This window comes from Flavobacterium sp. LHD-85 (genome assembly GCF_030929595.1).
Lineage (GTDB): Bacteria > Bacteroidota > Bacteroidia > Flavobacteriales > Flavobacteriaceae > Flavobacterium.
In genome coordinates, this window is sequence record NZ_JAVFVR010000001.1 from 202,669 (window position 1) to 224,918 (window position 22,250).

Genomic DNA, 22,250 nt, shown 5'->3' on the forward strand with positions numbered 1-22,250 from the left:
AATACTACTTATACCATTGTTACATCCAGAATTTAGTTTAACCAATATTCCAATCTCTTTTCTGAGTAATAAGGTCCATAAGAAATTTGAACTTCTCTTTTTCCTTCTCTCGGAATCAAAAATGAGACTTTTATCTTTCTAGTTCTATTATCAATCAAGGTTAATATTTTTACATATTCTTCGGATATTATTCCTTCCTTTTGAGCCATTTTCATTATTCTTTTTGATTTTCGCATTGTTCTTTTGGTCGGCGAACAACCGAAAACCGCTTTGTATTTTCTTGGTTTAATAGAGTCCAAAACTTTTTTATTGAGGGCAGGTACAATAAAGTCTTCGTAATCATTGAAACTTACACCAATTTCTGGAGTGTCATTTCCATAAGAATATATGTGATTATTATCAAAAAGGAAATCTTCATAGATTCCATATTTTCTTTCCGAGAAATTATATCCCTCAACTATTAAAACAGTTGAACTTGTTGTATCAATTCGTTTTTGAGTTTGGTAATCTTCCCTTTTTGAAATCAATAATTTAAAACATTTGATTTGTTCTGGCTCTAATTCGTGTTTTATTGAGTCCAAAGTTTTAACTGTAATATCATTCCAATGGTCTTTCTTTTGTGCAAAAGATAGAATAGAAGTCAATAATATTAATATTTGAATGCTTATTCTCATATTGTTTACAACATTTATATAATTCTTAATTTTATCTAATTACTGATAAATGAATTAAGAAACTTAAACCCGCAAGCGTAACTCTTTCCTTGGAGCACTTCAAGAAAAAAGTTTCTTACTCAGGCTTTATTAAATTGTCTTTTACTTTAGCATAAATATCAAGACTTATAAACTTGCCATTTTTAATCTCACAGTCTTTAATAGTTCCTTCGTACTGAAAGCCAAGTTTAGCCATTACGCTTTTACAATTCTTATTTTCCGACTCCACAAATGCTTCAATTCTGTGAAGTCCTAAATTGCCAAACCCATAATCACAAATTAATGGTATTGCTTCTTTGATAATCCCATGTCCCCAAAAATTTGGAAATAACCAAAAACCAATTTCTGCTTTTTTATGTTCTTTACTTAAATTATTCAACCCACACGCTCCGTAGAATGTTTTATTATCAGCAGAGCAAATAGCAAACCAAATTCCCGTATCGTTTTTTTCAAGGTCAGCAAAGAAAACCATTTGTTCTTTGGTTGCTTCCAATGTTTGAAAACTCACTCCATAATATTGAATAACTTCTGGATGCGAAAGTCCTTTGAAAACATTTTCAAGATCACTATCTGCAAATTGCCGCAGTAAAAGTCTTTCGGTTTTTATGGTTGGAAATTCTTTTTTCATGATTTTTTGTCCGTTACTAATTATCCGTTTTCGTGGTCAAGACTAAAAATAACTCATTTATTTTCAAATATGTAACTAAATTCAATTTTATTTATTGGTGTTCCGAAAGCTGTTTGGTGTCATACCTGTCGATTTTTTAAAAGCATTGTGAAAAGTCGTCTTCGAAGTGAATCCAGATTCTAATCCTATTGCCAGCAAGCTGTAGTTTTCATAATCCGAATCGAGAATCATTTCTTTCACGGCTTCGACCCTATAGTTATTTATGTAATTGGCAAAGTTATCTCCCGTAATCACATTGACGAGTTGTGAAACATATCCCGCACTTATTCCCAGCTCTTCTGCTACTTTTTCTCGGTTTAAATTGCTGTCTTTATAAATTTGATGCTCTTCGCAAAGTATTTCCAATCTCTTAAAATAAGGGTTTTCTTTTGTAAAGATTTCTAAGCCATTTGCGTCATTTCCTCTTTTAATAGGTGCTCCTTCAACAAATATTTCATCGTTTAACAAAGTCTTATTATTTAGCAATTCTTCGATTTCAGTTTTATTGTCAGCCAACCTGTATCTGAACACACCATAATATGCCGTGCAATGAATTAAAAATGTAGCAAACAAGGCCAGAATACGCATAACATATGAGAGATCATATTCAAAAAGCAGTCCTATCAAAATGACCACCACCCAAGAAAGCATTAATGCATAAACCAAAAACCATAGAAAAGTAATCCATTTCTTTTCCTGTTTATCTTTTGAAAATTTAATAAAACCGAAAGTATAAACAGCCATAAAAGGCATAAATAACAGAATAAGATAAAAATCAAAACTTCCTAAAGTTTCTAGAATACTTTTAAGAAAGTGCGGAATTGTAAAAATATGTGCAACAGCATCACAGTCATAAAAAATATTTGCAATGGCTGAATATACAAACGGAGCATACAGCCATCGAATCTTTTTCGAATTTCTAATAGGATGGTTTACCTGATGTATAACAAACATAAATATGAGAACTGGAAAGAGAAATGCCCATTCTACATTATCCAGAAAACGCAGAAAAGGCATACTGCTGTAAAGATCAATTATTTCGAAAACGAGATTGGCAATAAGCACCGAAAGCGCAAATATTGCATAAGCCAGGTATCTATTGGCATTACTCTTAAATAGTGGTGATTTTAGAATAATTGCTCCAAGAACTATTCCTTGAAAAATTGCCGTGTTAAAAAAAATAGTAAAGATCAATCTATATAGTGGTTATTTAGTTAGGATGCTGTTTCTGTTTTTTTTTAGGTAATTACCTATAATTTTCCATCACGAAACTATACTTAATTGATTTTATTTACTGTTAAAGGAATTACAATTAAAACTAAACAAAATGACAATTAATAAGATCTGAATTACAAATTATCATTCGATTATTCTGTAAAATCTTTAATAGAATTGGTTTATTTCAACGTTTCATGTTCCTAAGAAAAAGTTAAAAAACAGCTAGAAATAAGTACCAATTTATCCACTTTTAAGCTTTTGAAACCTCTGCTAATTTTGCTTTTTTGAATTTTGGCATCAAATAATTCAAAACACTATTTTATGAAAAAAATTTTATTATTAGCTGTTTTTACAGTTTTAGGATTTGTGAATATAAATGCCCAAGAAATTAAATTTGGAGCTAAAGCGGGTTTAAACTTTGCAACTATCAGTGAAGATAATACCGAAAATGCTGATTTTGTAACATCGTATAACATTGGTATTATGTCAGAAATTCCATTGTCTGAAAAGTTCTCTTTTCAACCCGAAATAATGTATTCTCGTCAGGGATATAGTTTCAATAATGATGTAATTGCTATGAATTATTTGAACATTCCCTTAATGGGAAAATATTATGTAACGAAAGGATTTAGTCTTGAAGCCGGACCGCAGATAGGTTTTTTACTTTCTGCTAAAAATGAAAAAACAGATGTAAAAGATTCGTTTAATACTTTTGATTTTGGTGTTAATTTTGGCTTAGGATACAAACTTGAAAACGGGCTTAATTTTGGTGTAAGATATAATCTGGGATTAACTGACATTAATAATGTAGATAATTCTTCAATTAAAAATAAAAACGGAGTATTTCAGGTATCTGTTGGCTACTTCTTTTTCTAAACCAATAATAATTAAAAAAAACACCACTCTAAAATAAGTGGTGTTTTTTTGTTTCTTATATCCAAAAGAGCTACGCAAATAAGTACCGATTTATACAGTTTTAAGCTTTTGAAACCTTTTCCAATTTTTCTTACACGAATTTTGACTTCAAATAATTCAAATCAATTTTTTATGAAAAAAAACTATTTAGTACTTATCCTTCTTTTTGCCTTTTTCTCTGCTAATGCTCAAAACGAAAGTGAATCAAATCCTTTTGAGAAAAAAAATGACATTACCATAAATGCAATTGCCGCTTTAAACAAAACTCTAAACATAAGCTATGAAAGACATTTTAACAATAAATCCTCTTTAGGTGTTTATTATTTTCATGTACTAGCAAATGACACAAGCAATGATATGAATTATTCTATCTCGCCGTATTACAGAAGATATTTTGGCAAAAAATATGCATCTGGTTTTTTTGCTGAAGGATTTGGAATGCTGACTTCTATTGATGGCAAAAAAGTGTACACATCTGAAGATCATTCAACCTATACTGAAAATCCCGATGTTATCGATTTTGCTCTTGGAGCAGGTGGAGGATGGAAATGGGCCAGTAAAAGCGGATTTATTTTTGAAGCAAATGTTGGCTACGGGTTTTTATTGTTTAATGCGAATAAGACAGATCATAATATTGTAGCAAAATTTGGATTGAGTGCTGGATATAGGTTTTAGAATTAATGTTTGAATACTTCCAGTTAGTGAAAAAAGCTTCAGATTTCTCTGAAGCTTTTTTGCTTGAATAAATTCAATCGTACTAATAGTATAGATTTTACTAGAAAATTCCAGAAATATATTATTCTACATGCATTTAATCGTACCGCCATCTACCCTAATGGTAGCTCCGCTAATGTAATTAGCATAAGTGCTGCAGAGATATGCAACTGCTCCAGCGATTTCCTCAGGTTCTCCAAAACGTCCCGTATCATTTGGAATTAACTGTTCAACAGCTTTCGATTTTATTTCTTCTAAGTCTGTCCCCCAGTTAAACTTAGGTGCAGCATTTACAAGCCAATCTTCAACCATAGGATTTATAATGGCTCCTGGTGACACAATATTTGAGGTTATTCCGGTTTCTTTCAATGATCTCGCAAGTGAGATCGAAAGGTTATGTCTTGCTGCAAGGGTCGCATTATAATGTGGCTGTTCCTTAATAGGCTGTATGCCTAGCCCTCCTCCAATATGAATAACTCGCCCCCAACCTAATGTTTTCATTTGTGGCACTATACGCTGAATCATTCTTACATATGAAACCACATTGTTGTTATAAATATCAGCCCAATCAGTAGCTGTTGCTTCACCCCAAGATTTATGCGATGTTGCGCCTGCATTATTAATTAAAATATCAATTTGACCATTTTTTAGCGCTGCAGAAGCAACCTCATCAGCTCCGTTATCGGTACTAAGATCTCCTAAAGCTATTTCTGCCCTTCCACCATTGTTAATAATTTCTTGACACACGACTTTGGCACGATCTTCATTTCTACCATGAACTATAACGGTCGCTCCTTCATTTGCCAACATTTTTATTATTGATTCTCCAAGTCCCGAACTCGAACCTGTTACAAGCGCTCTTTTTCCTTTTAATTTTAAATCCATTTTATCTGTAAATTAGTTGTTCTTATTCTTATGTAAAGGCGAAATCCCAAATTCTTTTTTATAGGCATAAGAGAAATGAGACATATTAGCAAAGCCTATTTCTAAGTAAATGTCACTTGGACGCTGCTTACAATTTTCTATTAAATATTTTGCTTCAGAAAGCCGTTTTTTAGTAAGCCATCGGCTTGGAGTAATCTTAAACAATTTCGCAAAATCTCTTTTGAAGCCTGACAAACTGCGCCCAGTGAGGAAAGCAAATTTTTCCAACGGAACATTGTATCTGTAATGACCATTCATAAACCCTTCTAAATCTAATTTTCCAGGCTCGTTAAATTCAAACAGCATTTGCTTAATTTCTAGATCAATATCTGCAAGTATTAAAACCAGTTCCTTAATTTTAATTCGTAAAATTTCATTATCAATATCTTTTCTTTGGGCATATTCACTGAATAGAGTTATAGATTCTTTCAACACACTATTGGCCTTAATAATCTTCACTCCTTCACCATGAAACCTTTCTGATTTGAATCTAAATTCTTTCGAAATTTCTTTAAGAGTATTTTGGTCAAAATGAACCGCTATAGACTTAAATCCGTCAGATTCTGTATGCTTAATAGATTTTGTCAATTGATTTCTTTTAAAGAAGCGGTAATCGCCAGCAGTAAATGTATATTTCTTATATCCTATCCATACATCATGTCTGCCGCTTATGATATAACTAAAGATATGATCGGACACAAAAGCCTCACCTTCAATATTATCTCCCAAATAGAAGTTTTGTATGAGCTTTGGTTCTGAAAGAGTTTGATCTTTTTTTGATTCCATTTTCTCCTCATTTTTATTTGATACAAATTTCCCAAATATTTCAATCTACAAGTTTGTTCAAACGTCCAAATTTATTTGTTGTCTCTAAAAAACAGAAAAGCTTCAGATTTCTCCAAAGCTTTTTTATAAATATACTTTATCGAAATAAACTCCGTTATTCCTTTACAATAATTTAATATCAGGTTTTCTTAATAACTGATTTTATATTATTAAATGTTTTCTTAAATTCGCAATTCCGTAATGAAACCATTTATTTTCATTCTAAATTTGTGATTTTCACATCAATACCACTAAAAGAAACTGTATAATCTCTTAAAAATAAATTATATTATAACTACAATTCAACACAATGCTTAAAAAACACAACCCCAAATTTTTATTTTTTACCCTTTTAACATTATTTTTTTCTGTCACTTCCTTTTCTCAAAAAAGTGTTTATGCTGGAATCGAAATTGGTCGTAGAGCCATAAAAGTTTCAGTTATTGATGTAAATAACATTAGAAAAGCCGATTATAAAATTCTTTCTTTTTGGACTGAAAGAATTCCTTTTGCTGACCACATTGACTCTAAGGGCGAACTTACTCAAGAAGATATCACTAGAACTAGTGTGACGGTTACCAACCAATTGCAAAAAATTAAAGCCGAAAACAAAATTCTAGAAGAAAACATTTTTGTTGTAGCTGCTCCTGTCTTTGCCTCTGCACGCAATTTGGATGTTCTAAAAAACAAAATTGCTATTCTAACGGGGAAACAATTAGAGGTATTAGATGCTAATGAAGAAGCAAAAACACTTGTAAAAGGCGCTATTCCTCCTGTTGATTTTGCTAATGCCTTCCTTCTTGACATTGGGGCTCAAACTACAAAAGGGGGTTATATCGACGAACTTAAAGACGGTAAATTAGAGTTTATTCCTTTGGAGCTTAATTTCGGAACAATGACGCTTACTGACGCTGTAGAAAAAACAGTGGTAAATAAAAGCCAAGTAAACGATATGTCGACTTATCAAGAAAAATCTTTTGATTATAATGTAATTCTACGTAAAAAAACTAAAGAATTATTTGATGCCAATCCTCCTTTAGCAAAAAAGGAAAAATTATATTTATCTGGTGGTGCTGTTTGGGCGTTTTCAACTCTTTTTTATGACGAAAATGTCAACAAAGACCATTATGTTGCTTTAACTCTTCAGGATGTTGTTGATTATGATGCTGTTCTTAAAAACAACTTTAATAAGTTTACTAATCTTGCAAAAACAAATAAAGAAGCCGCAAGAGTTTTAAGCACTTATGATCAAAAATACCTGATTTCGGCAAACAATATCCTTGTAACTTGTCTTGAAAGTATTCCAGACTACACAACAAAGAAAATTTACTTTGCAAAGGAAGGACAGGTAATTTGGTTGATTTCTTACATTGCAGATCGTTCAAAAAAAATAAATACCAATTTCTAAAAAGTATTTATTCTATCTTATAAAGCTTCAGAGTAATCTGAAGCTTTTTTATTTTAAATCAATAACAATATTTAGTATTCCATTAATAACATCTCGTTGATAGAAAAACGGGATTGTTTCACGTTATGTTTTGTAAAAGCACATCTGGTTATAAATCAAAAGTTCCTACGAAATGAATAATCACAAAAATCTCGTAGAAAATCTAAAAGCACAATTCTATTAAATATAAAAAACAAAAAAGCGCAAGAGCAAAGCCCTTACGCTTTTTTTCTGATGAAACATTATAAAAAACGCTGTTTACCAACCTAAGAATGAAACTCCAAAATTGAGTGCAAAGTAGGAAGTTGGATAAGGAATTTCTCCCGATTCAAAACAGTAATAATATTTACCGGCAACTGTCAGGGCTACTTTAGAATCTATTTTGTATTCCAACCCGATTTCGGGCTGCAAGGCAAAATTCCAAGATTCTTCTTCCAGCGTATAAATATACATGTCTGTATTTCTTCGGTTATAAACCATACCTATTCCCATTCCTGCGTACGAGTTTATTTTATCTTTTTTTGCGAAATAATAATTCGCATTCGCCAAAATCGGAATAGCATTATTTGTTCTCCACTGCTTTCCAGAAAGCGAAGAACTTGCTTGTGTGTAGGTATCGTACGGAAGACTGCTATGAAAAACATTCCATCCTGTGGTAAAACCAATTGCCAATTCTGGCTTTACAAATCTTGAATATCCCACAGAAAATCCTCTTGCGCTCACATCACTTATATAATCTGAAAGATCACCGGTAGGAAATCCTAACGACCAAGCTACATTAACTACAGAATTCTGAGCGCTCAAACTAATTGTTCCTAATAACATTAGGCTTGCTATAATCTTTTTCATGGTTAATTAGTTTTAAGATAAGGTGATTGCGTAAAGGCCTGATCGATTCCTTTTGTTACTCTTGAAACATCATAATTCCAAGTTACCAAACCTGCCGCCGAGGCTACCCAAACAGCTGGACTTACTCCGCCAGGACCTATATTTGAAGGATCTGAAATTGTCATTAGTAAATTTCCCGTTGTATAAGAACTTACCGAAACATAAGGCGGATAATACCAGCCCCAATACGGCGGATAATATCCTCCATACCACCAGTCATACCAATAAGAATAGAATACTGTTGTAGATTTCATAAAAGCTGGTGTAAACAATATATCTGGATCACTGCCAATGTCTACTTTGCTCCAGCCCAATGCTGTCATGTTTTTATCAATTTGACTGAATATTGGTCCTGCATATTGATCTTCCATATAAACAAAAGTGGTGTCGCCTTGAGATATTTTAACATCTACAACAATCTTATCAGGTCTAGCATAAGTAGCTTGAGCAGCAAAATCATACTCGGGAATATAGTCTGTATAAACTACGTCTAAATCCGAATAACTGTCTGGTCCTTCAATCTGGCAGCTAACGAGCGAAATGAATGCTCCAAGACATAAAAATAGATTCTTTTTACTTTTCATTTTCATTAATAATTTAAGTTAGTTAACCTGTTTGCAAAATCTTTCGTTTATCGAGTAAACAATATATTTTTAGTACGTTTCAAATTATTCATACATAAGGCGTCTATCGTCGTCTTCCGCCACCGCCACCGCCGAAGCCTCCGCCTCCACTAAAGCCGCCTCCACCACGAGAACCGCCTCCCATTTGCCCAGCACTTGGTCTTGATGAAGAACCTCCTCCTCTATTAAAATTGGAGTTTGAAGAACTTCCTCTATTAAGATTTGAAGTCCCCGCGCTTGGCGACGCACTTTGTCGCGTTCTTCCAGATGCGCTAGTATTTCCTGCACGATTGGTATTTCCTGCCGATGGTCGCGAATTGCCTCGATTGGTATTGTATCTATTATTGGTCGAATTGTCTCGTACTGTAGTAGATCTTGATCTATTATTATTGTAATTATTAAAACTGTTTCTGTTATTAATATATACGTTGTTATGCCCGCCATGATAATGCCCGCCATGATAACCATGATGATGGTAATAATGGTTATGACGATAAATTCCGACTGCCATTACTGTAAAAGCAGCGAAATAAGGAGGATAAAATCCGTAATAATAAGGCGGATAATACGGCACATAAGCTGGTGAATAGACATATTGTACAATTGGCACCGTCTCTACCACAACTGCTGTTACTGCTGGCGAACTTTGTACAGGATCGTCTCCTGTGTAGGCCGGATTCGAAGTTTTTGCTGGAGAAGATTTAGCTACTGGTTCAATAACATAATCTTTTCCATACAGCAGTTCATCGCCCACAATCTGCATTTTTACCTTTCCGTTTTTATCTTTATCAACCAAAATAACGGCAACGTCTTGATTTTCCTTCTTGTTTACAGCGACCTGAAGAATAAAAGTAAACGAATTGCCATTTTTCTTTGTGACTACTTTTATAAAGTCTACTTTTTTATCCAAATTCAAATCTAGATTATTGATTCCTGTTTTCTCGAGATTTAAGTTTTTCTCAAATTCCTCAATGGTTTTTGATTTCTGAAACAAGGACATCACGGCATACAGATCAAGATTATCTCCTGGAAGCCCAAGTTCTGGACCATCATTGTCAGATTGGCAAAAAATCAACTGGGCAGACATGATCAATGCAACGGTCAAATATTTTGTAAATTTCTTTATCATAGTAAGAGTATAAAATATTAATAAGCGGAGCAGAAAATGATTCTTTCTACTCTTTACCCAGAAATCGTCTAGTGTTTTTTGGTTTTATCCAATTCGCCTATAAAAGGGATAGCATCTTGAATCTCTGCTCGTATAGTTACTTGCAAATACTGCTCAAGCTGTACAAATTTTGCGGCATTGATTCCGCCAATAGCTTTCACCAATTTAGAATGTGTTTTGGCAAGCAGTTTTTCAGCTTCTTGATTATACTTTAAATTCGATGATGTTAATTCTGTGGCTTTAGCATCGCTCAGCGAAGCATAATTATTTGCATAATCTTCAAGAATTTGAATCTTCTTCTGACTTAAAGCTTTGCGTTCCGATTCGTAATTATCATAAATCGGCTGAAATGCTGTAGCCTGTACGTCTGTTAAACCCAAATATTCTTTGACAACTTCTGCTTTAGATTTTCCATAAAGATCTTGGATTAATTTTATCTCATCAACAGAACTTTGCGCCGCGGCATTCAATCCAAAAACCAGCGATAGTATAAATAGTATTTTTTTCATAATCTTTATTTAGCAAGTTACTCTACCAATCCATCAGAAGCACTCATATCTCTTACGCACACATATTTGCCATCTCTTTTTTCGAAAAAGCTCATGTAGTTTCCGGTATTAATTGGTGTTTTGGTAGAATCTGTTACTTTATAATATCCCACTTCTACTACCATATTACCATCATGTGAAACAAAAACTTCTTTGGTTTCAAATGATATCGTATTGGTGTTATTGGTCAAATCTGATTTTAAAAATTCATATCTCGCCTCTTTACCAATAATCGGTGGTCTGTTCTGATAAAAAGTTATTGCATCGTCTGCATAGTATCCAATTTCTTTAAGCTGGCCTGCATTGTATGTTGCGGCATATTCATTTTCTTTTGCTTGAATTTGTTTCTTAACTTCTTTTAAGTCAATTACAGTATTTTCATCCTTTTTTGTATTGCAGGAAACTAATAAGGCACAGAACCCTGCGAGAACCGCTCGTATAACTATTTTATTTTTCATACACATTAAATTTTCAAGTTGATATTACATTATTCCCTTTTACTAATAGACCAAAAAGTAGCTGTTGACTTTAGCAAAGATTTTATCAGCATCAATAGCAGTATTAGGATCATAAGTCTAGATTTGCTTAAAAAATAAGATTAATATTCTTCGAATATCTTTTGGAGTTCTGCTAAACTTCTTTGTTTCAATAATGCTACTGACAATAAGATTCTAGATTTCTGCGGATTCAAAGCGTATGAAGCAATAAGTCCAAGTTCATCATCATTGCATTCTACGTTACGGCTTACAAGTCCAGTTGCAACCCGCGTGCTTCGAACTACGATAATTCCTTTTTTGCTCGCTCTTGCGCAAGCATCTAGAGAAGCTTTGTTCATGTTTCCGTTTCCTACTCCAGCAATTACAATTCCTTTGGCGCCGCGTTCTATCGAAGCATCAATTAAATCTGGTTTCATATCCGCATCGGCATAAATAATATCTACGCGAGGAAAAGTGCTAACGCCTTTTACATCAAATTCTGAGTTTTTCCCAAATTTTTGACTAGGATAATTAAAGAAATCATTTGTTCCGTAAGAGGTAATACCGATAAGTCCACGAAGCGGAGACATAAAAGTCTGAACAGCCGTTGTACTTACTTTTGTTAAAGATTGTGCTGAATGAATCCAGTCGTTCATTACCAAAAGCACTCCACGTCCTTTTGCTTTAGGATCGCCAGCGACAGCAATTGCATTATAAAGATTTAAGGGTCCATCTGCACTAATTGCTGTTGATGGACGCATTGATCCTACAAGCACTACTGGTTTATCTGTTTTTGTAGTTAGATTTAAAAAAAAGGCCGTTTCTTCCATCGTATCTGTTCCGTGTGTTATTACAAAACCATCTACATCATTGCTGTTGGCTAATTCATTAATTCGATTGGCTACTTTCAGCATAATTTCAAATGACATATCCTGAGATCCGACATTTGCAATTTGTTCGCCTTTTATATCGGCCACTTTTAAAGCATCTGGAATTGCATTTACCATTGCATCAATAGTAACTTGCCCCGAAGTATATCCTGACTGCACTCCAGTTTTAGCAGAACCTGCAATTGTTCCACCCGTTGCCAATATTAGAACTTTAGGCTTAGCTTGTCCAAACATGCTGATATTTAATGACAGGATCAGCAGTAAAAGCATTTTTTTGTAAAAGTTGATATTTAATTTCATCATTTTGTCGTTTTAGTTTGAGAATTATTTTTGGCCTGTTAAAGTTGCTGGATCTAGAAGTTTCTTAATTTGATCTTCTGTCAGCAATTTCTTTTCGCGTATAAGTTCCAGAATACCTTTATTGGTTGCCAGTGCTTCTTTGGCGAGTTCGGTTGTTTTTTCGTAACCTAAAATAGGATTCAGAGCCGTTACAACGCCCACACTTCTATCCATATAATGCGCCAAAACGTCTTTGTTTACCGTTATGCCATCGATACAGTTTTTTCTAAACAATGGCATTGCTTTAAAAAACAATCCTTGAGATTCCATCATGGCAATAGCCTGAACAGGTTCAAAAGCATTTAACTGCAATAAACCAGATTGTGCGGCGACCGTTACGGTGAGATCGTTCCCCATTACTTTAAAACACAATTGGTTCATAAGTTCTGGCATAACCGGATTTACTTTTCCTGGCATAATTGAAGATCCTGGCTGAAGTGCTGGCAAATTGATTTCGAAAAAACCAGTACGAGGACCAGAAGCCAAGATGATCAAATCGCTGCTTATTTTTGCCAAAGCAACCGCCATACTTTTAAGTGTAGAAGAATACATTACAAACCCTTGTTGGCTAGTCGTCGCGGCAATAAGATCTTTGCTCATTACAATTGGTTTTCCAGTAATTTTTGCCAAATGTGCAGCTACTTTTTCTGCATAACCAGGAGAAGCTGTAATTCCTGTCCCGATTGCAGTAGCTCCCATATTTTGTTCGCATAGATAAACTTCAGATTTTTTTAAAGCGCTAATTTCTGCATCAAGCTGATTTCCGAAAGCATGAAATTCCTGACCTACCGTCATTGGTACAGCATCCTGTCCTTCGGTTCTTCCCATTTTTAAAACATCTTTAAATTCATCTCCTTTTTTATGGAAAGCTTTAGCCAAAAGATCTGCTTCTTTGAGCAGTTTATCATTATGAAGCAGTAATGCCACTTTTATCGCTGTTGGGTACACATCGTTGGTTGATTGCCCCATATTAAGATCATCATGAGGCTCAATGTATTGATATTCTCCTTTTTTATGTCCGCTCAGTTCTAGTGCAATATTGGCAAGAACTTCGTTCACATTCATATTGGCAGAAGTACCAGCACCACCTTGATACAAATCAACCAAAAATTGATCATGATATTTGCCGTCAATTACCGCCTGACATGCTTTTTCTATAGCTGCAAGCCTATCTTTTTTAAGTCGGCCGACATCAGCATTGGCGCGTGCCGCAGCTAATTTTACCATTGCAAAAGCTTTTACATAATCAGGATAAGATTGCGTAGTCAAACTACTTATCTGAAAATTTTCTAACGCACGTGCTGTCTGCACTCCATAATATGCATTTGCAGGAATTTGTTTTTCTCCTAGAAGGTCTTTTTCTGTTCGGGTCTGAGCATTGAGAACGCCTAAAGACAATCCAAACAATAGCAGGTATTGTACAGTTTTACACATATTTTCTTTTTTTATTGATTAAAACATAAAGGCTTTTACTGATTTCTTTTATAAAATGATTGCGAAAAATTATATCTAAAAGAAAACTGTATTTTATTTATTGAAGTACTCCATCCATCATTGAAATTTTCGCGGTTACCCCACTGAAATTCAACACCGACCATACAATTTTTTACGGGAGTGTATAAAAGATTTCCTAGCACGTATTGTCCCTTTTGAAAAGCATCATCAGTTTGTCCGTCTGAGTTGTCGATATCGATCATAGAATATCCTATTGCAGTACTAAACTTGTCACTCCAGTTATGATCTAAGAAAGCAACAACACCAACTAGAGGAAGCGCAACACCTTTTACAGGAGTTACAGGATTACCAAAATTGTTTTCGATACCGATGTCTACGGGAGCGTCGTTCATATAGTTTTGAATTCCTTCTCCATATACAACCTGTCCTCTAAAAACATCATTTTTACTAAAATTGATATTAGTACTTAAATTAAGTCCCCAGCCTACTGCATCTCCAGACAAATCATACTGATCATTATTCTGATCTTTCCATTCAATTTTTCTAACTATACCCGCTAACTCAACATAGCCCCATTTGGTCGCATGATGGTACTCAGCCGTAAGATCTGGCAACGGAAATCTCGCCTTTACTCCTTGCAGTTCGACACGATTTGCATAATCTCCCTGATCGGCACTTGCTCCAGGTCTTTCTAATGCTATGGTTAAACGGGTATCGCCTTGAATAGGCATATAGCGTATTTGAATATTTCTAAAAAATACCATTCCGGTTGGCCCCCAATATTCTAGCGAATTTGGGAATACGCCAATATCCATAAAAGGGCTCCAGGTTTGTCCTGCTCCAAATTTTCCTAATTCAGCATAGGCATGGCGCAGACGAAAAGTAGTCTGCCCAGCATCGACACCTGTACCGAACAATTCGAATTCAAAATGAGTTTTTAATTCGCCAATTCCTGTATCAAAGTAGTTTTTAAACCCTAATCGAGTTTGACGAACAGAAGCGTAGTAACTGCCATCTGGCCCATATTGGTCTTTAAAAGCGGGAAGTTTTGTAGGTCTCACCACATCGTACCAATCTGATTGTATCTGATTGAAATTATAACCAATATCGGTCATAATAAATCCGTAGATTTCCATGCTTTTATTCCCTTCATCTTGAGCTTGAACAAAAGTGGAAATGAGGAAACAAATTATGAGAACACGATGTCTCATAGCTGTCATTTGCAAAAACCTTTTTTTCATAATGATTATAGTTTGTTTGTTATGGGATACAACTTTTAATCTGATTTTTGCAGTCCTGGTTTAAAATAAAAGTCATTTTATTTTAAAAAAATCGATTTACTCAGCACGAATTTTTATTCACCTTAAAAACTTTTATCTGATCCTAAAAGCTTTTAGTACGGGAATGCAAAAATTTCAACACCTAATATATTACAGTCTTTTTTTGTTAAAAAAAGAATCAAAACACAGTTTTTACCTGATTATCAAACAAATATAATTAATACAATAGCACGATTAGGGTTATTAACCGTTATATTTAACCGTTAAAATATCAGATTAATAATACTAACATGTTAAAAATTTTCATAAATTTATATCTTTATAACTATTTGTCCTTTAACATTTTATACGCCCCAGTGACTTTTTTTTGACATTAATAATTTTCAAATAATTTATTATGGAGTCTATAAAAAAAATCCCCTCGGATAAAATCTATAGTGAACTGGAAAATGTTTTAAAGTTTTATTCTTTCAAGAACTCAACGTTGTTAAGTAATTTTCTGCGCTACATTGTCACAGAAACGATAGATGAAAGGCAGCAGTTTATCAAAGAATATTCTATCGCTGTTAATGCTTTAAGCAGGCCTTCTCATTTTAATCCGCATGATGATGCAATGGTGCGTATTCATGCAGGACGGTTAAGGAAACTGCTTACCGAATATTACTCTTCTGACGGAAAAGACAATTCGGTTATCATCCATGTCCCAAAAGGCGGTTACGTTCCAGAATTTATTCACAACAACAAAACAAGACCTACTGATCTTCCTGTTAACACCAATAAAACAAATCCGGTGATTACAGTTTTTCCTTTTAAAACAATCGCTTATCGACCAGATTTAGAAGCCTTTTCACAAATTCTTTCCGAAGAAATTAGCGCAGAACTTTCCCGTTTTCAAGATATTACTGTAATAGGCCATTTTTCTTCTGATGTTATTTCAAAAATTAACGAAAATATACTTGAGGCTGCTAATCTTCTTGGAGCCGATTTCATTATTACGGGACATATTCAAATTATTGACAACAAATTGCAGATCAGAGTCAATCTGATAAACTCCACTTCAGGAAAATTTATATTGACCAAATTGTTTGCTCCTGCTACCTTAGATGACGGCATTAGAATTCAAAATGAAATTGTAAAAGATATTGTTTCTACGATGGGCGGTTATTATGGTATTATTTTTAACGAAATAGTAAAAACTGCGCCGTCTAAAATTTCAAATAACACTGGTATTTTAAGGGCAATCTGCAGTTATCACGAATATCAGCGTTCCTATTCTATCGAAAATTTTGCTAAAGCGCTCTCCACTTTAACTGAAGCTGTAGAATTAGACCCCAACCATGCAATTGCTTGGGCAATGCTGGGCGAAATGCATTTAGCTTCTATTGCCTTGGGACTAGACAATTGCAAAAAAACAGTAGAAAAAAGCAATCATTGCATCACAAAAGCTCTAAATATTGATCCTAATTGCCAGCAGGCTTGGTATGCACTGGCCATTATAAACTGTTTTAAAAAAGACCAGGACAATTGTCTCGCAGCCGCAGAACAATGCCTCAAAATAAATCCTAATTCTTCTGGCATTGCTTCAGGTATAGGCTGTGTATTGATTTTTGCAGGTTATTTTGAAAAAGGCTTTAATTTACTAGAAAATGCAATTCGTATAAATCCCTCACATCCTTGGTGGATTAATGTTGGATATTGTTACTACCATATTCACAAAAAAGATTACCAAAAGTCTTTATATTGGGCTGAAAAAATGGATTTTGGCGAAACCATTTGGGATCCGCTGCTGAAAGCTGTTTCTTTATCTCTGTTAAGTGAAGATGCAAAAGCGAAAACCTATTTAAACAACCTTCTAGAACTACAGCCTCAGACAACTACAGAAATAAAAGAAACCCTTTCTAGTTTTATGTTTTCTGACGAAATTGTTTTTAGAATCATAAACAGCTTAAAAAGAATTGGACTAAAAAATGACTTTTAATCTCCAAGAGATTTAATCAAAAACTACGCTAGCCTTATAAATAAAAGCCTAGCGTAGTTTTTTTATCTAAAAATGCAACTTAGTAGATTGCTTGATATAACTCATTACAAACGAACTCTGCACTTTACTAATATTAGGAATATCCGAAAGCTTTCTGATAAAATCGTTAAACGATTCGGGATCTTTCACTACAACCTTTAGAACATAATCGAAGATTCCTCCTGTTACATATCCTTCAACAACCTCGTCGAGTGCCGCAACTTGTCTCGAAAATTCTTCAACCAATTCTAAACGCTGGCTATTTAGAGAAACGTTTATAATTACCGTAAAATTTAACCCCACCCTTTTCGGATCGATTATCGCCACATAATCTTTAATATAGCCTTCGTTTTCGAGTTTTTTAATTCTGTCATAAACCGAAGTTCTCGACATGTTGAGTCTTTCCGTCAAATCTGTAATATCAAATCTTGCATTCTCCTGAAGGATTCGAAGTAACTCTATTTCTTGTTTGCTTAATTCTTGCATCGGATTTTTTCCAGTTAAAGTATAAAAAATAATTCATTTTAGGACAGAACACACAAATAAATACATTTTAAAACATAAAATACATATTTAAATCCAAAATATCGATCTTTATTCTTCATTTTATACTTTTGAATGTACAAAACATATTTCAATAATAAAAAATGAACAAATATATTATCATTGTAGCTTTGGGCGCATTAAGTTTCGGAATGCTTTCTTCTTTTGCCAAAATCGCTTACGGAGAAGGTTATTCTCCTGCCGAAATCACTTTGACACAAGCACTTGCAGGAACCTTAATTTTATGGTCAATCGCCATCTTTAGAAAAATAAAAAACGGCCATAAACTTGTGTTAAACTGGAAACTGTTTTTGGCAGGAATCACAATGGGATCTTCTGCTTATACTTATTATTTATCTGTGGCTTACATTCCTGCTTCTTTGGCAATTGTTTTGTTGATGCAGATTACCTGGCTTAGTATTTTGGTTGATTGGATATTTTTTAAGAAAAAACCCAATACAGTTGAGGTTGGTTCGGCGCTTTTCATCATTTTAGGAACTATTCTGGCAGGAAATCTTTTAGACTTAAGCAATGCCCATATTTCTTTTACAGGAATTGCATTGAGCTTATTATCGGCATTGCTTTATACGTTATACATTGTTTTTACCAGCAAAATAGGAAAAGAAACGCCAATGTTCGAAAAAAGCGCTTTGATGACCAGCGGTTCTGCCATGATTATATTTTTAATCAATTGCGAAGCGATTACTACAAGCACACATTTAGATTTTGGGTTATTGCAATGGGGAACATTCTTAGCCATTTTTGGAACCGTGATCCCGCCAATCTGTTTTACAGTCGGAATGCCTAAAATTGGTTCGAGCTTGAGTTCTGTTTTATTAACGCTAGAATTGCCTGCAGCCGTTTTTTGTGCGCACATTATTTTGGGCGAAAAAGTTACTTTTCTGCAAATTGTCGGAATTGCTATAATGCTTGGCTCAATTGTCTATCTTAATGTTTCGAAAGCTAAAAAAGAAAAAATTATTCAAAACAAAACTGCGGTATGCTAATTCATATAGACGAAAATAATCTCTACGCCGAATATTACAACGATTTTGAAAATCGCCCCACAATTGTTTTTCTGCACGATTCTTTAGGTTGTGTAGAACTTTGGAGAGATTTTCCGAAAAAAGTCGCTGAGTTTTCTCAATGCAATGTTTTAATTTATGATAGATTGGGTTACGGAAAGTCGGATCCGATGCCAACTTCTGCTCGTCCTGTAAATTATCTAGAATTAGAAGCTGACGTTTTAAATACTATACTAGAAAAGCTGAAAATTGAAAATGCTATTTTATTCGGACACAGCGATGGAGGTTCGATTGCATTGATTGCTGCAAGTAAATATCCGCAACGCATTAAAATGGTTATTTGCGAAGCGGCACATATTTTTGTTGAAGAAATTACGCTTAATGGTATTCGTGAAGCTGTCATTGCGTATCAAAACACAAACTTGCCTCAAAGACTTCAAAAATATCACGGAAACAAAACGGAAGCCATTTTTAAAGCTTGGACTGAAACATGGCTCCGCGCCGATTTTAGAAATTGGAACATTGAAAACCTTCTCCCTAAAATTAAATCTCCGTTACTGTTTATTCAAGGTGAAAAAGATGAATACGGAACTTTAGATCAAGTCAGGAAAACGATAAATGCCATATCTGGAAAAGCTGAAAAATGTATCTTACCCAATATTGGACATACTCCACACAAAGAAGCTCCAGAAACTGTACTAGGCAAAATCACTGCGTTTATAGCAGATAACGACTAAGCCGCTTTCTTTGCCGCGCGTTTCTTCTTTTCTAATAATTTAAGATGGTTTTCGGCACATAGAATTTTCTCGGTTGTACCATTTTTTTGTATCTCAATAAGATAATGAAAATCTCTTTCTTTTGAAGTAGATTTTATTATAAGCCCCTTTTTAAAATCCATTTTTCTTTCGATAATGGTTCCCTTGTAAGATATCCCACTCAATGCTGTGTAGGAAACATCTTGTCCTTTTACAAATTTCATTGTTTTAGCCGTTTGTTCCTAATATTTGCTAATACTTCTAAATCTGAAAAACCAATGTTAAGGGGGGAAATCAGTTTTTCTCTTTCGGCGAATGTATAAAGTTTCAGCAATCTACAAACCCGTATTTATACCTGTTTTTTGAATTTTAAATATAGTTATTTTTTTAATGTAAAAATAACCTTCCAAAAAAAAATTAATACAATTTAGAACAGCATATTTGGCTAATTTTCTAACATGAATTCTTAGGATTGAAAGAATAGCTTTTCGCTCTAAAAAACTAAAATTCAGCAGTGTTAATATCAAATCAAGAAAAAATACCAAACACATGCAAAACGATATTGGAGAAACCTGACGAAGAAATCCCTAATCTTAAAAACAAAACATAAGTTTATTTACTTTTCCTCAACGCATCTAGCAATTCAACCATATCGACCACAGCATAAGTTGAGCAATAATCTGATACGGCATAAGGCAGAATCAAACTATTATTATGAATAATCGCTCCACAAGAATACACAACATTTGGCACATAGCCTTCTCGCTCGTCTTCCAAAGGCGAAAGCAAAGGTTCTGTCAATCTTCCGATTTCTTTAGACGGATCATCTAAATCAAATAGCGAAGCGCCAATACAATATCGTCGCATTGTACCAACACCATGCGTGATAACAAGCCAGCCTTCTTCGGTCCATAATGGCGAACCGCAATTTCCTATCTGAGTCAATTCCCAAGTAAATTTAGGCTTTTGCAAAAGAATTGGCGTATTCCATTGTGTTACACGATCAGAATACATAATATAATTGTTCACACCATCAATTCTCGCAAGCATGGCATATTTACCTTTTATTTTTCTAGGAAATAAAGCCAGATTTTTGTTCTGCGCCCCTTCTCCGTGAAGCGGCATAACTCTAAAACTATAAAAATCTTCGGTAGAAATTAATTTTGGTAAAATTGTATGTCCGTTGTAAGCCGTATAAGTTGCCATAACGCGATCTGAACCGTTATCATCAACAAAACGCACAAAACGCGCATCTTCTATTCCACGGCTTTCAGAATCAGAAATAGGAAAAATGACACGTTCCGTTATATCCGAATCGTGTTTGAACTGCAAATCGTAAAAAGAATTCGCTAACCACAGAATTTCTTCCAGCGCAACTTTTCTTTCTTCCCGAATCAAAGGATCTTTTAAAGCCTCAATCAGCATATTTTTCAGAACGGCAAATTCAAATTCTTCCGGAAGATCTTGCATAATCTGAGCAATATATTTATCAGTTGTATGCATCTCATACAGTTTAGTCAAAAATCGTTCTTTATTAAACAACGTTTTATGTTCGATTTCTGCCTGATCAATATGATTTCCTATTTTCATGATATGCAGATTATTGTCACGGTCCAAAATTGCTCTTCTAAAAACAATTGATGAAATATGGCCTTCACCTGTTGCACGAAAAGAAATTATAACACGTTTTTCTCCTGCTTCTAAACCCGTCTGATCAAAATCTTCTACAATTGAAGGATTAAAAATCGCAGCCGATTCTATGGCATATTCCATCGTGCAGTAAGACCCAATAAGCATTTTACGGTCTAGAGACATCGCTTCATAATCAATCTGCATTTCTTCTATAATAGGTTTTATTCTTTCGCAGTGTCTAAAAAAGACAGCCGAGATATTTCGATGTCTTCGGGCAAATTCGCGAAGCGTCTGCTCCAAAGTCTGCAATACTTGTTTCTCATCGAGTAACATTATCCGAAGTATCATTTGCTGGGTCCTTTCTTGCCCATTCATAAAATATCGGGCAACAACTCTTCTTGAATCTGGCAAAAACTTTACATTTTTTCGTACAACGGATACTCGCATAACTGGAAATTTTATGATAGGAATCATTTATTATCCAACAAGTTAGTGATTTTTGTTAAAGAAAAAAACTTAATTTTTTATTAAACTTTGTTTTTTCCTTTAATCGAAGTTTTTTTCTGAGTTCGATTTCGTCAAAAGTTTTTTTATAATTTCGTTCTATTCTACCAATTTAAAGCAATGAAGAATACTGTTAAATTTTTGAGAGAAGAAAAAAACATGACTCAAAATGAACTTGCCGAAAAATCTGGCCTTTCCCTGCGAACCATCCAGAGAATTGAGGCCGGAAATATTCTGAAAGGCTTTACCTTAAAAACTATTGCAGAAGCTCTAGAAACCAATCCCGAAAATCTTATTCTCAAAAAAGAAAATATCCAAATCGAAAGAGCCAAACTTATTAATCTTTCTGTCTTGTCTGGACTTGTTATTCCGTTTGGCAGCGTTATTTTTCCTTTAATTTTAACTTATAAAACTCAGGATGCTGTAAACAAAGAATTAGGAAAACAAATTGTAAGTGTTCAAATTGTTTTAAGCCTTGTCCTTTCTCTTTTAATGATTGCAAGTCCATTTATCCAAAATGCATTTACCTTAAAATTTCCTCTTTTTATTATTCCTCTAATTGCATTTCTTAGCTTAAAACTCCTAATTGTTATTCTAAACGGAATCAGTTTAAACCAAAAACAAGATCTGGCTATAAAACTGAAAAACAACTTCTTATAAACAGAGTCATAAAAATGGCGTAAA

General features: G+C 34.1%; 23 protein-coding genes. 7 read left to right on the top strand and 16 right to left on the bottom strand.

From position 1 onward, the window contains the following. Positions 1 to 32 precede the first annotated feature (32 nt). The 3 genes from RB618_RS00825 to RB618_RS00835 form a co-directional block, all read right to left on the bottom strand. A complete protein-coding gene (locus RB618_RS00825; protein ID WP_308067064.1) occupies positions 33 to 674 on the bottom strand; it encodes a hypothetical protein in 642 nt (213 codons plus the stop codon). Between the two features lie 115 nt (positions 675 to 789). Further along, the gene (locus RB618_RS00830; RefSeq protein WP_308067065.1) at positions 790 to 1,341 is read right to left on the bottom strand and encodes a GNAT family protein; all 552 of its coding nucleotides are present in this window, start codon (positions 1,339 to 1,341) and stop codon (positions 790 to 792) included. Positions 1,342 to 1,428: 87 nt separating this feature from the next. Further along, the gene (locus RB618_RS00835; protein WP_308067066.1) at positions 1,429 to 2,574 is read right to left on the bottom strand and encodes a helix-turn-helix transcriptional regulator; all 1,146 of its coding nucleotides are present in this window, start codon (positions 2,572 to 2,574) and stop codon (positions 1,429 to 1,431) included. Positions 2,575 to 2,919: 345 nt separating this feature from the next. Between RB618_RS00835 and RB618_RS00840 the strand changes: the two genes are divergently transcribed. After that, positions 2,920 to 3,474 carry a porin family protein gene (locus RB618_RS00840; protein WP_308067067.1) on the top strand — a complete coding sequence of 185 codons (555 nt, stop codon included), beginning with the start codon at positions 2,920 to 2,922 and terminating at the stop codon, positions 3,472 to 3,474. Between the two features lie 171 nt (positions 3,475 to 3,645). Beyond that, the gene (locus tag RB618_RS00845) at positions 3,646 to 4,188 is read left to right on the top strand and encodes a DUF3575 domain-containing protein (protein WP_308067068.1); all 543 of its coding nucleotides are present in this window, start codon (positions 3,646 to 3,648) and stop codon (positions 4,186 to 4,188) included. A 126-nt stretch (positions 4,189 to 4,314) separates the two neighbouring features. On the opposite strand, the gene RB618_RS00850 is transcribed toward RB618_RS00845, so the two are convergent. After that, a complete protein-coding gene (locus RB618_RS00850) occupies positions 4,315 to 5,112 on the bottom strand; it encodes an SDR family NAD(P)-dependent oxidoreductase (RefSeq protein WP_308067069.1) in 798 nt (265 codons plus the stop codon). A gap of 12 nt (positions 5,113 to 5,124) precedes the next feature. Then, entirely contained in the window at positions 5,125 to 5,937 is an 813-nt protein-coding gene (locus tag RB618_RS00855) for an AraC family transcriptional regulator (protein ID WP_308067070.1), read from the bottom strand. A 349-nt stretch (positions 5,938 to 6,286) separates the two neighbouring features. Between RB618_RS00855 and RB618_RS00860 the strand changes: the two genes are divergently transcribed. Beyond that, a complete protein-coding gene (locus RB618_RS00860) occupies positions 6,287 to 7,384 on the top strand; it encodes an exopolyphosphatase (protein WP_308067071.1) in 1,098 nt (365 codons plus the stop codon). A 297-nt stretch (positions 7,385 to 7,681) separates the two neighbouring features. On the opposite strand, the gene RB618_RS00865 is transcribed toward RB618_RS00860, so the two are convergent. From RB618_RS00865 to RB618_RS00900, 8 genes are all read right to left on the bottom strand, one after another. Then, positions 7,682 to 8,272, bottom strand: a complete 591-nt coding sequence (locus tag RB618_RS00865) for a hypothetical protein (protein ID WP_308067072.1) — start codon at positions 8,270 to 8,272, stop codon at positions 7,682 to 7,684. A gap of 2 nt (positions 8,273 to 8,274) precedes the next feature. Then, a complete protein-coding gene (locus RB618_RS00870) occupies positions 8,275 to 8,895 on the bottom strand; it encodes a DUF4136 domain-containing protein (RefSeq protein WP_308067073.1) in 621 nt (206 codons plus the stop codon). Positions 8,896 to 8,998: 103 nt separating this feature from the next. Beyond that, on the bottom strand, positions 8,999 to 10,063 hold the full coding sequence (locus RB618_RS00875) for a hypothetical protein (RefSeq protein ID WP_308067074.1): 1,065 nt from the start codon (positions 10,061 to 10,063) through the stop codon (positions 8,999 to 9,001). A 68-nt stretch (positions 10,064 to 10,131) separates the two neighbouring features. After that, on the bottom strand, positions 10,132 to 10,611 hold the full coding sequence (locus RB618_RS00880; protein WP_308067075.1) for a hypothetical protein: 480 nt from the start codon (positions 10,609 to 10,611) through the stop codon (positions 10,132 to 10,134). A gap of 17 nt (positions 10,612 to 10,628) precedes the next feature. Next, the gene (locus tag RB618_RS00885) at positions 10,629 to 11,108 is read right to left on the bottom strand and encodes a nuclear transport factor 2 family protein (RefSeq protein WP_308067076.1); all 480 of its coding nucleotides are present in this window, start codon (positions 11,106 to 11,108) and stop codon (positions 10,629 to 10,631) included. A 140-nt stretch (positions 11,109 to 11,248) separates the two neighbouring features. After that, on the bottom strand, positions 11,249 to 12,319 hold the full coding sequence (locus RB618_RS00890) for a type II asparaginase (RefSeq protein WP_308067077.1): 1,071 nt from the start codon (positions 12,317 to 12,319) through the stop codon (positions 11,249 to 11,251). A 21-nt stretch (positions 12,320 to 12,340) separates the two neighbouring features. Beyond that, the gene (locus tag RB618_RS00895) at positions 12,341 to 13,789 is read right to left on the bottom strand and encodes an aspartate ammonia-lyase (protein WP_308067078.1); all 1,449 of its coding nucleotides are present in this window, start codon (positions 13,787 to 13,789) and stop codon (positions 12,341 to 12,343) included. A 35-nt stretch (positions 13,790 to 13,824) separates the two neighbouring features. Beyond that, entirely contained in the window at positions 13,825 to 15,051 is a 1,227-nt protein-coding gene (locus RB618_RS00900; RefSeq protein WP_308067079.1) for a DcaP family trimeric outer membrane transporter, read from the bottom strand. A 436-nt stretch (positions 15,052 to 15,487) separates the two neighbouring features. On the opposite strand from RB618_RS00900, the gene RB618_RS00905 reads away from it, so the two are divergent. Beyond that, positions 15,488 to 17,068, top strand: coding sequence for a hypothetical protein (locus RB618_RS00905; RefSeq protein WP_308067080.1), 1,581 nt, complete (start codon positions 15,488 to 15,490; stop codon positions 17,066 to 17,068). A gap of 66 nt (positions 17,069 to 17,134) precedes the next feature. Here RB618_RS00905 and RB618_RS00910 read toward each other — a convergent pair whose 3' ends face one another. Then, positions 17,135 to 17,593 (bottom strand): Lrp/AsnC family transcriptional regulator, encoded by a 459-nt coding sequence (locus tag RB618_RS00910; protein WP_111377338.1) that lies wholly within the window; start codon positions 17,591 to 17,593, stop codon positions 17,135 to 17,137. Positions 17,594 to 17,754: 161 nt separating this feature from the next. Between RB618_RS00910 and RB618_RS00915 the strand changes: the two genes are divergently transcribed. Together RB618_RS00915 and RB618_RS00920 are read left to right on the top strand one after the other, a co-directional pair. After that, on the top strand, positions 17,755 to 18,657 hold the full coding sequence (locus tag RB618_RS00915) for a DMT family transporter (protein ID WP_308067081.1): 903 nt from the start codon (positions 17,755 to 17,757) through the stop codon (positions 18,655 to 18,657). Further along, the gene (locus RB618_RS00920) at positions 18,651 to 19,412 is read left to right on the top strand and encodes an alpha/beta hydrolase (RefSeq protein ID WP_308067082.1); all 762 of its coding nucleotides are present in this window, start codon (positions 18,651 to 18,653) and stop codon (positions 19,410 to 19,412) included. Before RB618_RS00915 ends, RB618_RS00920 begins: the two co-directional genes overlap by 7 nt. Here RB618_RS00920 and RB618_RS00925 read toward each other — a convergent pair. Next, positions 19,409 to 19,654: a hypothetical protein gene (locus RB618_RS00925; RefSeq protein WP_308067083.1), complete on the bottom strand. Its 246-nt coding sequence runs from the start codon at positions 19,652 to 19,654 to the stop codon at positions 19,409 to 19,411. The genes RB618_RS00920 and RB618_RS00925 overlap by 4 nt on opposite strands. Positions 19,655 to 20,042: 388 nt before the next feature. Beyond that, the gene (locus RB618_RS00930; RefSeq protein WP_308067084.1) at positions 20,043 to 21,509 is read right to left on the bottom strand and encodes a glycoside hydrolase family 130 protein; all 1,467 of its coding nucleotides are present in this window, start codon (positions 21,507 to 21,509) and stop codon (positions 20,043 to 20,045) included. Between the two features lie 177 nt (positions 21,510 to 21,686). On the opposite strand from RB618_RS00930, the gene RB618_RS00935 reads away from it, so the two are divergent. After that, positions 21,687 to 22,226 carry a helix-turn-helix domain-containing protein gene (locus tag RB618_RS00935; RefSeq protein WP_308067085.1) on the top strand — a complete coding sequence of 180 codons (540 nt, stop codon included), beginning with the start codon at positions 21,687 to 21,689 and terminating at the stop codon, positions 22,224 to 22,226. The last annotated feature ends 24 nt before the right edge of the window (positions 22,227 to 22,250 follow it).

Bases quoted from the DNA above. Each gene is read 5' to 3' on its own strand.
- RB618_RS00860 (WP_308067071.1), top strand. From the start codon at position 6,287: ATGCTTAAAAAACACAACCCCAAATTTTTATTTTTTACCCTTTTAACA.
- RB618_RS00875 (WP_308067074.1), bottom strand. From the start codon at position 10,063: ATGATAAAGAAATTTACAAAATATTTGACCGTTGCATTGATCATGTCT.
- RB618_RS00890 (WP_308067077.1), bottom strand. From the start codon at position 12,319: ATGATGAAATTAAATATCAACTTTTACAAAAAAATGCTTTTACTGCTG.
- RB618_RS00880 (WP_308067075.1), bottom strand. From the start codon at position 10,611: ATGAAAAAAATACTATTTATACTATCGCTGGTTTTTGGATTGAATGCC.
- RB618_RS00830 (WP_308067065.1), bottom strand. From the start codon at position 1,341: ATGAAAAAAGAATTTCCAACCATAAAAACCGAAAGACTTTTACTGCGG.
- RB618_RS00915 (WP_308067081.1), top strand. From the start codon at position 17,755: ATGAACAAATATATTATCATTGTAGCTTTGGGCGCATTAAGTTTCGGA.
- RB618_RS00930 (WP_308067084.1), bottom strand. From the start codon at position 21,509: ATGCGAGTATCCGTTGTACGAAAAAATGTAAAGTTTTTGCCAGATTCA.
- RB618_RS00870 (WP_308067073.1), bottom strand. From the start codon at position 8,895: ATGAAAAGTAAAAAGAATCTATTTTTATGTCTTGGAGCATTCATTTCG.
- RB618_RS00925 (WP_308067083.1), bottom strand. From the start codon at position 19,654: ATGAAATTTGTAAAAGGACAAGATGTTTCCTACACAGCATTGAGTGGG.
- RB618_RS00845 (WP_308067068.1), top strand. From the start codon at position 3,646: ATGAAAAAAAACTATTTAGTACTTATCCTTCTTTTTGCCTTTTTCTCT.
- RB618_RS00935 (WP_308067085.1), top strand. From the start codon at position 21,687: ATGAAGAATACTGTTAAATTTTTGAGAGAAGAAAAAAACATGACTCAA.
- RB618_RS00885 (WP_308067076.1), bottom strand. From the start codon at position 11,108: ATGAAAAATAAAATAGTTATACGAGCGGTTCTCGCAGGGTTCTGTGCC.
- RB618_RS00850 (WP_308067069.1), bottom strand. From the start codon at position 5,112: ATGGATTTAAAATTAAAAGGAAAAAGAGCGCTTGTAACAGGTTCGAGT.
- RB618_RS00910 (WP_111377338.1), bottom strand. From the start codon at position 17,593: ATGCAAGAATTAAGCAAACAAGAAATAGAGTTACTTCGAATCCTTCAG.
- RB618_RS00920 (WP_308067082.1), top strand. From the start codon at position 18,651: ATGCTAATTCATATAGACGAAAATAATCTCTACGCCGAATATTACAAC.
- RB618_RS00840 (WP_308067067.1), top strand. From the start codon at position 2,920: ATGAAAAAAATTTTATTATTAGCTGTTTTTACAGTTTTAGGATTTGTG.
- RB618_RS00825 (WP_308067064.1), bottom strand. From the start codon at position 674: ATGAGAATAAGCATTCAAATATTAATATTATTGACTTCTATTCTATCT.
- RB618_RS00895 (WP_308067078.1), bottom strand. From the start codon at position 13,789: ATGTGTAAAACTGTACAATACCTGCTATTGTTTGGATTGTCTTTAGGC.
- RB618_RS00900 (WP_308067079.1), bottom strand. From the start codon at position 15,051: ATGAAAAAAAGGTTTTTGCAAATGACAGCTATGAGACATCGTGTTCTC.
- RB618_RS00855 (WP_308067070.1), bottom strand. From the start codon at position 5,937: ATGGAATCAAAAAAAGATCAAACTCTTTCAGAACCAAAGCTCATACAA.
- RB618_RS00865 (WP_308067072.1), bottom strand. From the start codon at position 8,272: ATGAAAAAGATTATAGCAAGCCTAATGTTATTAGGAACAATTAGTTTG.
- RB618_RS00905 (WP_308067080.1), top strand. From the start codon at position 15,488: ATGGAGTCTATAAAAAAAATCCCCTCGGATAAAATCTATAGTGAACTG.